This window comes from Dechloromonas hortensis, from assembly GCF_009469765.1.
Taxonomy (GTDB): Bacteria; Pseudomonadota; Gammaproteobacteria; order Burkholderiales; family Rhodocyclaceae; genus Azonexus; species Azonexus hortensis.
Window position 1 is genome coordinate 23,010 of sequence record NZ_SSSQ01000009.1, and the last position, 16,074, is coordinate 39,083.

Consider the following 16,074-nt stretch of genomic DNA (forward strand, 5'->3'; position numbering starts at 1 on the left):
ACGGGTGCTCAGGCAGGCAAGGGATTTAACGAAACGTTAAATCTCATTTCGTTAAATTGAACGAAATGAATCCCCCTGATTTTTTGGAACTTGATACCCACTCAGAGGTTTTGTTGACCTAGGTCAATAAACCCCAATTTAAATAGGGGTTTTGACCTGATCTTCGAGCTGCCAACCATTGGCATGCTCATTGCTGTTATCCCTTCGAAGTTGCATACGACCGTATTCCAAATCTCAGGGGGTTTCTGAGCGCCGCGCAAGCGAAGTACGGTTTCGGCACTCGGTCAAACAGTAGATAAGGAGATGACAATGGTTCAAATGACTCGTAGAGGCTTCTTGCTAGCCTCTGGCGCTACGCTCTTGGGAAGTTCTCTAAGTTTAAGAACCTTAGCTGCGGCTACAGATCTTAGTGGGGCTTTCGAATATTCAGGATGGGAAAACTTCCATCGCACCCAATGGTCCTGGGACAAAAAAACGCGCGGCGCTCACCTCGTCAACTGCACTGGCGCCTGCCCGCATTTCGTCTATAGCAAGGACGGCGTGGTCATGCGCGAGGAGCAGTCAAAAGATATAGCTCCCATGCCTAACATTCCCGAGTACAACCCGCGCGGATGCAACAAGGGAGAGTGTGGTCACGACTACATGTATGGGCCGCATCGTATCAAATACCCTTTGATCCGCGTCGGCGAACGCGGCGAAGGAAAGTGGCGGCGCGCGAGCTGGGAAGAGGCGCTCGACATGATTGCCGACAAGTGCGTCGATACCATCAAGAACCATGCACCGGATTGCATCAGCGTTTTCTCGCCGGTACCGGCGGTATCGCCTGTGTCGTTTTCGGCAGGCCACCGCTTTGCCCACTACATAGGCGCCCACACCCATACTTTCTTCGACTGGTACGGTGATCATCCGACTGGCCAGACCCAGACGTGTGGTGTTCAGGGCGATACCGCGGAAACGGCCGACTGGTTTAACTCCAGATACATCATTCTCTGGGGATCGAATCCCACCCAGACGCGAATTCCGGATGCGCACTTCCTTTCCGAGGCACAACTCAACGGCACGAAGATTGTCAGTATTGCGCCGGACTTCAACTCGTCGGCAATCAAGGTCGACAAGTGGATTCATCCGCAGCCAGGGACCGATGGCGCATTGGCCTTGGCGATGGCGCATGTCATCATCAAGGAAAAGCTTTATGACGCACATAACCTGAAGGAGCAGACGGATCTTTCCTATCTGGTGCGCAGTGATACCAAGCGCTTCCTGCGTGAAGCGGACGTCGTCGCCGGAGGCTCCAAGGACAAGTTCTATTTCTGGAACGCGAAAACCGGCATGCCGGTGATCCCGAAGGGATGCTGGGGCGACCAGCCGGAGCAGAAAGCGCCGCCCGTCGCTTTCATGGGGCGCAATACCAACACCTTCCCGAAAGGCTATATCGATCTGGGCGATCTTGATCCGGCGCTTGAGGGGAACTTCAAGATCCAGTTGTTGGACGGCAAGAGTGTTGAAATCAGGCCCGTTTTCGAAATTCTCAAGTCACGTATTTTGGCAGACAACACGCCGGAAAAAGCCGCAAAAATCACCGGTGTACCGGCCAAGGCCATTGTTGAGCTGGCGCGGGAATACGCCAACGCCAAGCCTTCGATGATCATTTGCGGCGGCGGCACGCAGCACTGGTATTACAGCGATGTGCTGTTGCGCGCCATGCATCTGTTGACGGCGCTGACCGGCAGCGAAGGGAAAAATGGCGGCGGGATGAACCACTACATTGGCCAGTGGAAACCCACTTTCCTCCCGGGCCTTGCCGCACTGGCTTTCCCTGAGGGGGCTGGCAAGCAGCGTTTCTGTCAGACCACCATCTGGACCTACATTCACGCTGAGGTAAATGACGAAATCATCAAGGCCGATATCGATACCGAAAAGTATCTGCGTGAGGCTATCAGTTCCGGTCAGATGCCCAATCTGCCTCGTGAAGGTCGCGATCCGAAGGTTTTCTTCGTCTATCGCGGCAACTATCTGAATCAAGCCAAAGGTCAGAAGTACGTTCTGCGTAATCTATGGCCAAAGTTGGAACTGATCGTGAACGTCAATATCCGTATGGATTCGACGGCGCTTTACTCGGACGTCGTGCTTCCTTCGGCGCACTGGTATGAAAAACTCGATCTGAACGTGACCGGAGAGCATACCTATATCAACATGACCGAGCCGGCAATCAAGCCGATGTGGGAGTCCAAGACCGATTGGCAAATTTTCCTGGCCTTGTCGAAGCGCGTCGAAATGGCCGCAGTCCGGAAGAACTACACCAAGTTCAACGATGAGCAGTTCAAGTGGGTGCGCGACCTTTCAAATCTGTGGAATCAGATGACGATGGACGGAAAGCTGGCCGAGGATGCGGCTGCCGCCCAGTACATCTTGGATAACGCCCCTCATTCCAAGGGCATTACGCTGGACATGTTGCGCGAGAAGCCGCAGCGCTTCAAGGCGAATTGGACATCGGCCATGAAAGAGGGGGTGCCCTACACGCCGTTCCAGAACTTCGTGGTCGACAAAAAGCCGTGGCCCACATTGACCGGACGCCAGCAGTTCTACCTTGACCACCCGACTTTTTTCGAGATGGGCGTTGAACTGCCGACTTTCAAGGCGCCGATAGACGCTGACAAGTACCCGTTCCGCTTCAATACACCGCACAGTCGTCACGCGATTCACTCGACGTGGAAGGACAACATCCTGATGCTCCGTCTGCAACGCGGCGGGCCGTCGATTGACATCTCTACTGTCGATGCAAAAGCGCTTGGTATCAAGGACAACGACTGGGTCGAGGTCTGGAACGATCATGGCAAGGTGATCTGCCGGGTCAAGGTTCGCAGTGGCGAGCAGCGTGGGCGGGTGTCCATGTGGCACACCCCCGAGCTGTACACGGATCTCATCGAAGGCGGATCGCAAAGCGTTTGCCCGGTGCGCATCACGCCGACACATCTGGTCGGCAATTACGGGCATCTCGTGTTCCGCCCCAATTACTACGGCCCCGGCGGAACCAACCGCGATGTGCGCGTCAATGTGAAGCGCTACATCGGCGCCACGCCGATGACCCTCTAGTCAGAACCGCTGATCAGCAGAACAGGAATATCAATCATGGCTAATGTGATTAAGGCGCCTAAGCGCCAACTGACCTATGTAACCGATTTGAACAAATGCATCGGTTGCCAGACCTGCACGGTAGCGTGCAAGAAATTGTGGACGACGGGGCCGGGCCAGGACTTCATGTACTGGCGAAATGTCGAAACCGCGCCGGGCCTGGGTTACCCAAGGAACTGGCAGACCAAGGGCGGTGGCTACAAGAATGGCGAATTGCAAAAAGGCAAAATCCCGCCGATGATCGACTACGGTATCCCGTTCGAATTCGACTATGCCGGTCGGCTTTTCGAAGGCAAGCCAGGACGCGTGCGCCCCAGTCCGACCCCCCGCTCGGCACCCAACTGGGACGAGGATCAGGGGGCCGGGGAATATCCGAACAACTCGTTTTTCTACCTGCCGCGCATGTGCAACCACTGCACCAAACCGGCGTGCCTGGAAGCCTGCCCGAACGAGGCAATCTATAAACGCGAGCAGGACGGGATCGTCGTGATCCATCAGGACAAGTGCAAGGGCGCCCAAGCTTGTGTCCAGTCTTGCCCCTACGCCAAGCCCTATTTCAATCCGCTGACCAATAAGGCCAACAAGTGTATCGGCTGTTTCCCGCGGATTGAAAAAGGCGTGGCGCCCGCCTGCGTTGCTCAATGCGTGGGTCGCGCGATGCACGTCGGCTTTGTCGATGATGTCAGCAGCTCGGTGTACAAGCTCATCAAGCAATACAAGGTGGCTTTGCCTTTGCATCCTGAATTCGGCACCGAACCTAACGTCTTCTACGTACCGCCTGTACTTGGGCCGCGCATGGAGCTGGCGAATGGCGAACTGTCGACCGACCCGAAGATTCCGCTAGCTCAGCTGGAAGGCCTGTTCGGCAAACAGGTACGTGATGTGCTGGCGATCCTTCAGACCGAGCGCGAGAAAAAAATGAAGGGACAGGCATCGGACTTGATGGATGTTCTGATCGGTCGTCGTAGCGCCGACATGATGATTTCTCCTTTGACCTGATGTTGCAGTGGAGCGGCCGCACGGGCCGCTTTTTCCTAACTGTCGTTTCTATCCAGACTGCTCGCCATGATAAAAACTCTTGCTCTCGCCATCCTGTTTTTCGCAGGTTTTCTTCCAGGTATCACGGTGGCACAACAAGCGGAATACCTCGGTTTTCGCGCTTGCACAAAATGTCACGACTCCCAGGGGGAGACGTGGCGCGCTTCGGCCCATGCGAAAGCCTTCGATTCGCTTAAGCCGAACGCAAAATCAGAGGCGAAAACCAAGGCAAAACTGGATCCAAAAAAGGACTACACGCAGGACAAAAACTGTGTCGGTTGCCACGTAACGGGTTACGGCGAACCGGGTGGATTTGTCTCGGGGGCTTCTCTGGACGATATGAAGACCTTGGTCGGCGTCACTTGCGAATCCTGCCATGGTGCCGGTGGGAAATTCCGCAACTTGCATGGCGATGGAGGGGACAGGCTCAAGAAACAAGGGGAAACCAGCGAACGGAAGCCACTGGTGGATGCCGGCCAGAACTTCGATATGGAAAAAGCATGTGCGCGTTGCCATCTCAATTACGAAGGCTCGTCGAAGTATGAAGCAAAGGCACCATTTACACCTTTCTCCCCGGCCGTTGATAGCAAGTACCAGTTCGATTATCTCAAGTCGGTAACGGCGACTGGAAAAAGCAACCCTGTGCATACTCACTTCAAGCTGCGTGGCGTATTCAAGGGCGATCCAGTACCGGCTGTTCGCGCAACACTTCAGGAAGATGCGCCTGAGCCTGAATAGCGATGAAAGTTACGCGAGGACGTTTTAACAGCCTGGATCCTGTTCAAGAAATGAGGAATCAAATGAATAGTCTTATCGACGAAGCAGTTGTTGGAAGAATCGACCAGTCATTGGCAAGCAGCCGTGTATATAGCTTGCTTGCTATTGGATTGGGATTTCCTGATCTTGAAAGCTATGCCGGCTTTTCGGACGGACGGCTAATCATTGAGATGCAACAGGCACTAGAGGTCTGTATGCCCGATCTGGCTGATTATTTTAGCGAGCAGATTGCTCCTCGCCTTACGTTGACATGCTCGTTCGAGGATTTCGAAGCATTGTTTCTTACTGCTTTCGAGACAAACATGCCGGTACCCAGCGCAGCCTTGTATGAGGGTGTGCATGTTCAGCAGAGTAACCGTCCGGCATTGATTCTCGAACTAAAAGGCTTTTATCGGAATTTCGGACTAACTATGGACGCCCGAGGGAATGAACTCGAAGACACGCTTACCGCTGAGCTTGAGTTTATGCATTTTCTTACGGCAAAACAGGCACAGGCAGAATTGGAAGGCCTGCCCCCAAATGCATACCAACGGGCTCAACGAGATTTTCTGGAGCGTCACTTGGTGGTCTGGTTACCTCTTGTGCGTGAAGAGGTAAAAGCAAAGGTGGCAACCCAGTTTTTTGTTGCTTTGACAGAGCTGGCTGAACAATTTGTGACGGCCCATCTGCAACACGTGTGCTGCGGGAAATTGATTCATAGATTCAGTTAGCCAAGAGTTTTTATGTATGAAAACACCAATTTTTTAGATTCTAGAATTTCATTTATTCATTTCACACAAGGGGATATCCATGACCAACATGTCGATTCGCAGTTTCAAATTGAGTCTCGCTGCCACTGCTATCGGGGCAGCCATAGCGATGGCTTCGTCACCTGTTGTTGCTCAGCAGGCAATGCAACCCATGCAACCGATGAAAATCGAGCGGGGAACCATCCTGACCCAGCCCGGGGTCTTCGGCGTTTTTACAATGTTCAAATTGCGCCCTGATTGGAGCAAGGTGCCAGCAATGGAACGCAAGAGCGCCGCGGAAGAAGTTAAGAAACTAATTGAAAAACATAAGGATAACGTTCTGGTTGATCTCTACCTAACACGTGGCCTAGAAACCAATTCCGACTTTTTCTTCCGCATCAACGCCTACGACTTGGCAAAAGCCCAGACCTTCATGCGCGAATTCCGCTCGACAACGGTCGGGAAGAATGCCGATGTTTTTGAGACCCTTGTCGGTGTAACAAAGCCCTTAAACTACATCAGCAAAGACAAGTCTCCAGGGCTGAATGCGGGACTTAGTTCGGCTACCTATAGCGGGCCGGCACCAAGATATGTGATCGTAATCCCCGTCAAGAAAAACGCGGAATGGTGGAACATGTCGCCGGAAGAGCGTCTGAAAGAGATGGAAGTTCACACGACACCTACCTTAGCCTATCTCGTGAACGTCAAGCGTAAGTTGTACCACTCAACTGGCTTGGATGACACCGATTTCATCACCTATTTTGAGACCGATGATCTGACAGCATTCAATAATTTGATGCTGTCTCTGGCGCAGGTCAAAGAGAATAAATTCCACGTTCGTTGGGGCAGTCCGACAACGCTCGGAACCATTCACTCTCCGGAAGACGTGATAAAGGCGCTTGCCGAGTAAACGGCAAGGCTGTTCCTCCCATGCGCGCCTGGAACAGCCTTGTCTCGCGATCCTTGGGCCAGACCCAAGGATCGCCATACCCCAGTATTTGAGCATTTGAGAGTCTGAAGCTCACCTTGCTCGTTTCAGATCGCCGAGTAACCGACTCGCTATTATGCATGCCAATTAAATGACAAACATTCTCAAATCGCTGCGCCAACCAAGCACTAAATACTCACTATTGGGTTTGCTCTCGGTCGGCTTTATCGCAGGCATCTTCTTTTGGGGGGGCTTCAATACTGTAATGGAAGCAACCAACACGCTTGAGTTCTGTATTTCATGTCATGAAATGCGTGACAACGTATATCAGGAATACAAGGAAACCATCCACTTTACCAACCGAACCGGCGTCCGTGCCACTTGCTCAGACTGCCACGTGCCCAAGGACTGGGGCCACAAGATGATGCGCAAGGTTCAAGCGAGTGGCGAAATCTACGGCAAACTCATGGGAACCATTGATACCAAGGAAAAGTTTGAAGCCAAGCGCCTTGAGCTAGCCGAGCACGAATGGGCACGTATGAAAGCCAGCGATTCGCGCGAATGCCGCAACTGTCACAGTTTCGAAGGCATGAATACGGAAAAGCAAAAATTACGCGGCGCCAAAATGCACAAAATCGCTCAGGACGATAAAAAGACCTGTATCGATTGCCACAAAGGTATCGCCCACCGCAAGCCGAAAGGTATGAAAGAGGAAGATGACGAGTGATCGCCACACCTATCACTGACACCAATCACCGACAAATCGCCTGGAGAAATTTAATGAAAAAAAATGCCATGTCAGTCGCCATTTTTGGCGCCGTATTTTCCCTTGGGTTTCAACTCGCTTATGCCTCACCGGACTGGAACAAGATTCCCAAAAAAGATATTCAAGTGTTCCATCCTGGTGTAACTCCGATTGAGTGGATTACCAAGAAATCTGATCACAGCGGCCGGACAGGACTGGCTAAAGGAGAAAGCTGTGTTGGCTGCCACGAAGAAAAAGGTGGGCTTAATTTTGACATGAAGCGCTTGGCGAGCAAGGATCTGGAGCCGCTCGGCGCTCCAAAAACGATGAACTTCCCGGTCTCAGTGCAAGTTGCATACGACAAGGAATATGCCTATATCCGCCTATCTTTCAAGGCTCCCGCCGGAGCGGCCAATGCCGCCGACAAGGAGAATGATGTCAAGGTCGCTGTTATGTTTGCCAACGACAAAGTTACGGCGGCCGCCGGTGAAAAAGCGATTCCGGGCGACCTGGTTGGTTGCTGGGCGACCTGCCACGCCGATGCCCGCACCATGCCCGGAGCCGACGACAAAAAGACGAAGTACGTAAAGGATGGCGCCTATGAACTGATGCAGTGGAAGAGTTCTAAGGGGGCCAAGGTTGTTGATGGATCTGTGAGCGACAAGCGCAATATGGAAGGTGGTACGACCAGTGCGAAGGCTGAAGGTGCGAAGACGGGGGACATATACACCGTCACCTTTACGCGCAAGCTTTCGGGCGCTTTGGCTGAGGGCAAAGCAGTGCCGTTTGGCGTTGCGGTTCATGCCGATCATTCAACGGGTCGCTTCCATCACGTTTCGCTTGGTTACAAACTTGGCTTTGGCGCTGATGGCGATATTAAAGCCGTCAAGCAGTAAACCTGCAGTTGCGTGTTTGAGCGCGTCAGCGCTTTCTCAAGATGAAACTCAGAGAAAGATTTAGGTCAAATGATGGGAGCTCTTAGCATTTGGCATTGGTTGCTCGTTCTTGTCATCGTTCTGCTAATTTTTGGAACTAAAAAGCTGCCCAATATTGGCCAAGATCTAGGTGGCGCAGTAAGGGGTTTCAAGGAGGGCACAAATAAGGCGCACTCCCACGATGGGGACAACGCCTGAGACGATCTGCTTAACCGGTATGCCATACAAGGCGATGTCTAGCCAACTTGCAACGGTGGAAGGCAAACCGCCCACTCCAGACAAAAGGCTGCCAGCGTTTCCGTTGGCAACACTATGCAAAGTAGTCTTATTGCATATTTCTAGGCGATGGCGAGTAAGATTTTTCGCCTATTTTGGTAAAGTCATGATTCGATGTTAATTGATGGTTGTGGTCGCCAGATAGACTATCTCCGATTGTCGGTGACTGATCGTTGCGACTTGCGATGCGCTTATTGCATGCCGCCGGAGTTTGATGATTTTGAGATTTCCGATCAATGGATGAATTTCAATGAGATTGTCCGGATATGCAGGATATTCATAGATCTTGGTGTCTCAAGAGTGCGACTCACTGGCGGTGAACCCTTGGTCAGGGCCAGAATCGTCGATCTTGTCCACGGTATAGGGCAGCTCCCTGGACTGTACGACCTATCACTCAGCACTAATGGCACACGATTGCAGGAATTTGCGCCTAAGCTTCAGACTTCCGGTGTACAGCGACTGAATGTTAGCCTCGACACGTTGTCGCCACATCGTTTTCTGACGTTGACTCGGCGCGATGCTCTGCACAATGTCCTCGCAGGACTCGAGGTGGCAAGAAAGAGTGGATTTCGCCTGATAAAGATAAACATGGTTTGGTTGCCCGAATTCAACGGTGACGAACTGGATGCAATGATCAAATACTGCATGGAACGCAACTTTGTGTTGCGCTTGATCGAGAACATGCCAATGGGGGATGCTGCACGTCAACTTGGTTCGTCGTCCCTCCAGCCCTTAATAAGCGAACTTAGAGAGCGCTTCCATCTGGTCGATCAGATTGTTGCTGGTGCTGGCCCGGCTCGTTACCTTGCAACACCGGATCAGTCCTTCTCGGTTGGCTTTATTACCCCTATGTCTCAACATTTTTGCGAAGCATGCAACCGCGTCAGGGTTTCGGTAACCGGCACGTTGCACCTATGTCTTGGTCAGAATCACCGCCTCGAACTATTGCCTATGTTGCGTGGAGGATCGACAGATCAGGAAATTGCACTTCAAATTCGGGAAGCAGTTATGCAGAAGCCATTGAGCCACGAATTCCAGACAAATCCCAAAAAGATCGTACGTATTATGGCCTCGACTGGCGGATAGTTAGCGCTATGGCATCTATAAATGTCTGTTTCATGCTTGGGAATGAGCAGCGGTTCAAAGCATCAGTTTCCTGCCGTTGTTGCCGGCCACAAGAAGGTCGACGCCTGGACGATCAGCAGCGCCTACAAGTTCTGATCCAATAGACGCCAGTTTCCAATGTCATATCCATACAGCCCGACACACGCAGGATGGGATGAATCAATCGCCAGCTCAGCCCGGTCAAAACGCGCGCTGATCAGCGCCTCGGCACTCAGTCACCAAAAAAATACTGAGTCAGAACAGGAAGGGGCCAAAGCCCCTTCCTGTATGTTCAAGCAATATGCCGCTTATCAACCGACTCTGCTTATGGGCGGCGCCGAACGTCCCGGAGACCGGACCCATTTCCCGTAGGCCGAAACGATCACTACAGCGAGGGCGCCGGCGGCAAACGCGACCGCATACGAGGCCAAGGTTTCCATCGGAGAGGGCTGGAACATGTCATTTCCCTTCAAGCAACGTCGCCGCTTTAGCCGCCAGCTTGTCTGCTAAAGACAGATTCGCCGGAACACTAGTCTCTTCAGGTTGCCCCATCCCAATTTCCTCGGGGTAAAACTCTTCCATCAATGTTGCGTCGCCCTCCTCGCTCTCCTCGAACACTCCATTGCCCAGACCCTGCCGGGCGGCCGCATCTAGGGCATATTGGTCAAACCCCGCTTCCCGCCTAGCCTCATCCAACTTTTGAGCCACCGCCAGCATCTCCTCAGTCACCATCCCCGTTCTCGGGGTGATATCGACGTAGTAGATTGGTGTGCCATGGCTTTGCCGGGTCGATTTGCCACGTAGCCGCAGTTCCAGCGGCAGACAGGACAGCCGATCACCGGAAATGGCCTGGAAGTACTGCAGTCGGGCGGCCAAAGTGCGGATACTGTTGAACCCCGTCGTCCGGAAAACAAAGCTGCCCAGCGGATCGTCGTCAGCCAGCGCTACGTTCAGGCGGCCATAGGGCTTGCATGCACCGCCCTTTGCCAATGAACAGCCATCCGGTGACGGACAAGGCAGGCTCTTGATCCCCTCTTCGCTCTGCCGTTTGCACGTACAGCCATTTCCAACGCACAAAGGGCGCCCGGTGTTGCGGTCGAATAGGTTGTACTCAGCGCGAAAATTCAGATCCGGATCATTGAACAGTAGCCGGATCGGAATGCTCCGTATTTTGCCGCCCTGCTCCTTGCGCAACCCTTCATCAAGCGGATGGACGAGCCAACCGTCTTTGTTCTGCACCTGGGAGGTGATCGTGAATTGATCATCTTTTTCCGGTAGACGCTTGCCGGCTTTTTCGACGATCTTGCCGATTGAAATCCTGCCCAGTACGGGCGGAGTGATAGCAAGTCCCTTCAGCATGATTTGTGGCTCCTGTAAAAATTGCCAATTGCTCACGCTGACCAAGGTCGGCATGAGCAACGTGTGGGTTGAAATTCAAACGATGAGAAAGCGCCGGCTACCGGTTTTGGTCGCGGCATAGCGTTGCTGCAGATCGGGTTGGTCCTTGAGCAGACGCGTCATATCCATGACCACGCTGTCCTTGGACTTTTTCCAGGTCACGCTGCCGGTTTCGAAGTCGGCACGACTGGCATCGCCCATGGCTTGCTGCAGGGTTTGCTTTAGCTGGGCTTCAAGCTTTTCCTGTTCGGCAATCGACTGACGCACGGCAATCAGATCGGCAAAACAAGCTGACAGATTGCGTTCATCCTTGAAGTCCAAGGTTTGACCTTTGTCTTCTGGATAGAGGCAACGCAATGCGGCATCGGCCGAATCGGAACCGTCGGCCGGTGGTGGCGTATCGGTTTCCACGTAGTGCCAGAACTGCCGCTCCAGTTCGATCAGCCGAGTGATCAGGGTTTCGTCACGCTCGATCCGATGGATTTCCAGATGTTGTCCTCCCAATAGCACCGCGACATCTGCAGCCTGCTTGCCGGTGACTGCCAACTGGTGATGAACTTGAAGTTGCACATACTCAGGAACGCCTTCCTTCCAGAGGCGCGCACCATTGATGCCAGCGGTTTTGCATTCGAGAATCTGGACATCCGGTGCGCCAGTCACTTCGCGATCAATATTGGCGAGCATCCACGGCAGGCTCGGATCAGGATGCTGCAGGACCGCGTTGATGCGCCGTACCCGATTGCCGGTGCGCTTGGTGTAGTGGGCTGCGACGATTGGCTCAAGGATATTTCCCCAATACATTGGGGACTCTTCATCGTGCGGATCGGCCTTGGGCAATCCACCATCACGGCCAGTTTTAATGAGCCACAGTTCGAGTGGCGACTGATAGGGATTAAGGCCAATCGACGTAGCAGCGTCGCTGCTGCCGATACCTTGCTTGCGAACGGCCAGCCAATCGTCTCGGGGGAGTTCTTTTGTCTTGACCAGACGGAGCGCCGGACGCGGTTTGGCGGTCGGGAGAGTGGAATTTGCTTCGGGTTGCATGTTCTACCTTTCAGAACGAAAAATGCCCAGTCAGCCGAAGCTGTACTGGGCATTCATCAGGGCGAAGAAAAACGAGGTTCGGTATGTCAGGCGACGAGTTGCAGGGCCGTATCGAGTGCTCGCTGTTTGAGCACTGCGCCTTGGCCAAACCATGCTGAGTCAATGCGATATTCCGTGCTGCGAGCACGACGTTCATGGTCAACGTATTCCGTCACGGCGTTGAGCAACCCCCAGGCAGTTCCCTTGGCGGCATCGAGCTCAGCACCTCGACCTTGCCCGCCGTAGAGCGCCTGGACGCGTTTCAAGGCGCGTTCGTTGGCGAGACCTGCCGGATCGATGGTACCGGGCTGGACATCGCAGAGCACTCGGAGGAAGTAGTTCATGGCTTCATGCGACTTCACCTTGCGTTCGGCCAAGGTGCGCATGCGGTACATAAAAGCATCCCACTGCGCGACGGCAATACCCAACTGTTGCTTAACCGCTTGCGGATCGAAACGAGTGCTGTGTGGCACCTTGATCGCTTGTGTAGCACCGTTGACCGCAATGGTCAGGGTGTTGTTGCAGACGACGCGGATGGTGGTCGGGGTAGCAGTGGTTGCCAAACTACCGTCACAAGAGGTGGCCAACAACAAATAGCCATTGACTTGATCGTTGCCCTTGAGCGCTGTCGATTGACCGGTCTTGGCCAAGGCCCAGAATTTCTTGCCCCCTTTAAGTACACCGGCCGTTTCCAGCTCGTAGCCGGAAACGTCGGTGAGATCACGGTAGAACTCCAGCACCTCGCGGGGCTGCACTACTTGATACCGCTGAGAAACGACCGACAGCGCTTCCTTGGTGTCAGACCGATAGAGCACTTTCTGATCTTCGAAGGAATGAATGCTGCCCAGACTGCCGATGCTGTCAGCCATGAAGCGGACTGGACTTTCCTTGATCTGCCAGTCCATGCCGGCTTCCCTGGCCCAGACTTCGATGGATTGTTTTGCGGGGAGATGATTGCCGAGACCATGCCAGGGTTCGGCGCCTACATAGGCCATTTGGGAAACGAGGTGTGCCATGGGATTTCCTTTCAAGAAATTTTGGGCGTGACAAATCTGCTGAGAACAAACAGCAAGAGTCAGTACGAGTGGAGATGGAGAAACTACGGGAAGCGAAGAATCAAGACTGCTCGGGACGAGACAGTCGTTTGCCAATCAGGCGGAAAGGCCTTGCTGGCGATATTGCGGGTTACTGAACTTAGGCATCAGCCGGTAGGCTGCTGAAGGTATAGCGGCATGCCAGGCAGAGATAGTTGTCGAGAATCCGCTCATCAACGACCTCGCCTAATTTGGCACCGGCCAGAGCACCGGTCGTGCCGCCCAGCATTGCACCGATAACAGCACCAAGGAAGCTGCCGACGATCATGCCGGGCGGACCAGCAACTACGCCAACGGTCATGCCAATTTCACTGCCAGAAAGTGCGCCGACAGCACCGCTCGCTGCACCACCGAGTGTGCCGATAACGCCACCAGCCTTTTTGGCACGATTTCGGGTTGTGATACGCGCAGAGTGACAGTTTGGGCATTGAATGTTCATTGTCTGACTCCTGTAGATGGAAAGGACGAACGAAATCAGCGAACACCATCTCTGGTATTCGCTGATTTGAACGTGATTAGGGGTGAGGTACCGCAAGGCTAAATGCTTTGATTTGGCCGATTTGCCATGTTTTAGGGCAGACGATCACCTTCTCGATGAGGTGATATGTGATTGAAAAAATCTAAAATCCACAGGATCTTGCTTGGGATCACGCACCATGATCATCTCAAGACATACACCGCCGGCTCACAAAACTGGGCTCGCAGATAGTGGGAATGCGTGGGCAGTTCCCTGCGTAGGAGTCGCTTGCAAATACTTCCTGCCCTACTCCACCCCAAGTTATCATGGGGAATTGATTAACGGGCGGCCAGAAAAGCGTTGATCGCCACCGGAGCAACCAAGGAGCAATGGAGAATGAAAAACAAAAAAGCCATTCCGAAGAATGGCCTAACTGTTTGATTTTACTGGTGCCCCCGAACGGAATCGAACCGCTACCTGATGATTACAAATCAACTGCACGACCTTCATGCTACGGGGGCGCCTCACAACGGGGCCGGATTATAGCGTGATCGCCCGAAGAACAACATGACAACACTCACCAACCCTTTCGAAATCGCCCGCGAGACCCTTCGCCTGCTGGCCACGCGACGCATACCACCGACGCCTGACAATTATTTGACGCTGTACCATGAGATAGCTGGAACCAAACCCAGCACCGACAGTTTTCCCGAGAAGCAAATGCGTTCGCTGGCTGCTGCGCTCCCCAAAACCTCTCCTGAACAACTGCGTCTCGCCCGCCAACTGGATGAAGCAGTCAAGGCGGAGAACTGGGAGGATTACAAAAATCGCCTAGTCGATTTCATCAACGCTCTCACCGAAGCCCAGAAGCTAGCGTGGTCCGACGTCATTACCGACCTTGTTCGCCAATGGGATGCCAAGCATGTCGGACTCACCATCGCCCGCAAACGAGAGTCACTTGAACATGTGCTAACCGCCAGCGGCGCCAATCCGGAAACACTGTTCAATCGCCTGCAAAACCTGCTGCGCTCCTGGGGGCAAGGCAAGGAGGATCTGACTTCTACAGGAGAAGTCATTGCGCCAGAAATCCATCCTTCGACGATGTCGACCGCAAGCCTTGCCGACCAACTACTCCCCGAACTACGTCAGTTATTTGCTTTCACTCTGGAAACGGCAATTGCTACTCAACTGCTTGAAAGCCCCCAACTGTCCGGTGACGCCAAGGCGCTTGCAACGGATATCCGAAGCGCCAAGAGTGTTGAAGAGATGCAGGGCTTTCTGACCCGGCTTAAACGCTTCGCCTTTAAACTTGAGCTACTGGCCGAAGACCAAGCCGAGCTACGGCACAGCCTGCTTGGCCTGCTCAGCCTCCTGGTCGACAACATCACCGAACTTGTCCTTGATGATCGCTGGCTTCATGGTCAACTTACCATTGTTCGCGACATCATCGAAAAACCGCTCTCCCAACGCACCCTTGACGATGCCGAACGGCGACTCAAGGAGGTTCTGTTCAAACAGGGGCAGCTCAAAGCAGGCCTCTCCGAAGCAAGAGAAGCCATCAAACACATGCTTACTGGCTTCGTTGATCAGTTAGCTGACTTTGCAGAGGCGACATCAGACTATCACGACAAGATCGAAGACTATGCTGGCAAAATTAGCGCAGCTCAAGACATCGCTGCACTTGAAACAGTTCTTGGGGAAGTCATGCGCGAAACGCGCAACATTCAGTTCAACGCCCAACGCTCACGCGACGAATTGAGGTCGACTCAGAAAAAAGTCCATGAAGCCGAACAGCGCATCCTGGAACTGGAGCGCGAACTGGAAACCACCAGCGATCTTGTCCGCCACGATCAGTTGACCGGCGCCCTCAACCGGCGCGGCCTGGAAGACATGTTCGCCAAGGAGATCGCACGTTCGAAGCGCCACGAAACGGTGCTCTCCGTTGGCCTGCTCGACATCGACAACTTCAAGAAGCTGAACGACTCACTGGGTCACGATGCCGGAGACCAGGCGCTGATGCATCTCGCCCGTGTCTGCCGCGAAACCTTGCGCCCGCAGGACACAGTGGCACGCTACGGCGGCGAAGAGTTTGTCATCCTGTTGCCGGAAACCCCGCTCGACGACGCAGCTGTCGTGCTCAGCCGCTTGCAACGGGAATTGACCAAAAAATTCTTCCTGCACGACAACGAAAAAATCCTGATCACTTTCAGCGCCGGGGTAGCACAAATGTCTCCTGAGGAAACACCAGCCGTCGTGATAAAACGTGCCGACGAAGCTATGTATCAGGCAAAACAGACAGGCAAGAACCGGGTTGTCAAAGCACCATGAATGCAATCAAGAGACCGGGCTCTTAGAAAGCCTGCGGAGAGACCCTCTGCA

At 53.5% G+C, this 16,074-nt stretch carries 14 protein-coding genes and 1 tRNA gene; 10 read left to right on the forward strand and 5 right to left on the reverse strand.

The window, feature by feature from the left end; translation table 11 throughout:
* The first annotated feature begins 309 nt into the window (after positions 1-309).
* From GH663_RS14280 to moaA, 9 genes are all read left to right on the forward strand, one after another.
* Complete coding sequence (locus GH663_RS14280) at positions 310-3,093, forward strand: molybdopterin-dependent oxidoreductase (protein WP_153132392.1); 2,784 nt, start codon at positions 310-312, stop codon at positions 3,091-3,093.
* Between the two features lie 36 nt (positions 3,094-3,129).
* Entirely contained in the window at positions 3,130-4,131 is a 1,002-nt protein-coding gene (locus GH663_RS14285; protein ID WP_153132393.1) for a 4Fe-4S dicluster domain-containing protein, read from the forward strand.
* Positions 4,132-4,197: 66 nt separating this feature from the next.
* Positions 4,198-4,908: a cytochrome c family protein gene (locus tag GH663_RS14290; RefSeq protein ID WP_153132394.1), complete on the forward strand. Its 711-nt coding sequence runs from the start codon at positions 4,198-4,200 to the stop codon at positions 4,906-4,908.
* Positions 4,909-4,970: 62 nt separating this feature from the next.
* Positions 4,971-5,657 carry a molecular chaperone TorD family protein gene (locus tag GH663_RS14295; RefSeq protein ID WP_218121098.1) on the forward strand — a complete coding sequence of 229 codons (687 nt, stop codon included), beginning with the start codon at positions 4,971-4,973 and terminating at the stop codon, positions 5,655-5,657.
* A gap of 79 nt (positions 5,658-5,736) precedes the next feature.
* Positions 5,737-6,585, forward strand: a complete 849-nt coding sequence (locus tag GH663_RS14300) for a chlorite dismutase family protein (protein ID WP_153132395.1) — start codon at positions 5,737-5,739, stop codon at positions 6,583-6,585.
* A 169-nt stretch (positions 6,586-6,754) separates the two neighbouring features.
* Entirely contained in the window at positions 6,755-7,330 is a 576-nt protein-coding gene (locus GH663_RS14305) for a NapC/NirT family cytochrome c (protein ID WP_153132396.1), read from the forward strand.
* A 53-nt stretch (positions 7,331-7,383) separates the two neighbouring features.
* Positions 7,384-8,244: an ethylbenzene dehydrogenase-related protein gene (locus GH663_RS14310; RefSeq protein ID WP_153132397.1), complete on the forward strand. Its 861-nt coding sequence runs from the start codon at positions 7,384-7,386 to the stop codon at positions 8,242-8,244.
* 72 nt (positions 8,245-8,316) lie between these two features.
* Positions 8,317-8,481, forward strand: a complete 165-nt coding sequence (tatA, locus tag GH663_RS14315) for a Sec-independent protein translocase subunit TatA (RefSeq protein WP_153132521.1) — start codon at positions 8,317-8,319, stop codon at positions 8,479-8,481.
* A 192-nt stretch (positions 8,482-8,673) separates the two neighbouring features.
* Complete coding sequence (gene moaA / locus GH663_RS14320) at positions 8,674-9,645, forward strand: GTP 3',8-cyclase MoaA (RefSeq protein ID WP_153132398.1); 972 nt, start codon at positions 8,674-8,676, stop codon at positions 9,643-9,645.
* Between the two features lie 477 nt (positions 9,646-10,122).
* Here moaA and GH663_RS14325 read toward each other — a convergent pair whose 3' ends face one another.
* From GH663_RS14325 to GH663_RS14345, 5 genes are all read right to left on the reverse strand, one after another.
* The gene (locus tag GH663_RS14325) at positions 10,123-11,022 is read right to left on the reverse strand and encodes a recombination directionality factor (RefSeq protein ID WP_153132399.1); all 900 of its coding nucleotides are present in this window, start codon (positions 11,020-11,022) and stop codon (positions 10,123-10,125) included.
* A gap of 75 nt (positions 11,023-11,097) precedes the next feature.
* Positions 11,098-12,105 (reverse strand): YqaJ viral recombinase family nuclease, encoded by a 1,008-nt coding sequence (locus GH663_RS14330; protein WP_153132400.1) that lies wholly within the window; start codon positions 12,103-12,105, stop codon positions 11,098-11,100.
* A gap of 86 nt (positions 12,106-12,191) precedes the next feature.
* On the reverse strand, positions 12,192-13,160 hold the full coding sequence (locus GH663_RS14335) for a DUF932 domain-containing protein (RefSeq protein ID WP_153132401.1): 969 nt from the start codon (positions 13,158-13,160) through the stop codon (positions 12,192-12,194).
* 178 nt (positions 13,161-13,338) lie between these two features.
* Positions 13,339-13,677 carry a hypothetical protein gene (locus GH663_RS14340; protein ID WP_153132402.1) on the reverse strand — a complete coding sequence of 113 codons (339 nt, stop codon included), beginning with the start codon at positions 13,675-13,677 and terminating at the stop codon, positions 13,339-13,341.
* A 465-nt stretch (positions 13,678-14,142) separates the two neighbouring features.
* Positions 14,143-14,216: transfer RNA gene (locus GH663_RS14345), tRNA-Thr, on the reverse strand.
* 46 nt (positions 14,217-14,262) lie between these two features.
* Here GH663_RS14345 and GH663_RS14350 point away from each other — a divergent pair.
* On the forward strand, positions 14,263-16,023 hold the full coding sequence (locus GH663_RS14350) for a GGDEF domain-containing protein (RefSeq protein WP_153132403.1): 1,761 nt from the start codon (positions 14,263-14,265) through the stop codon (positions 16,021-16,023).
* The last annotated feature ends 51 nt before the right edge of the window (positions 16,024-16,074 follow it).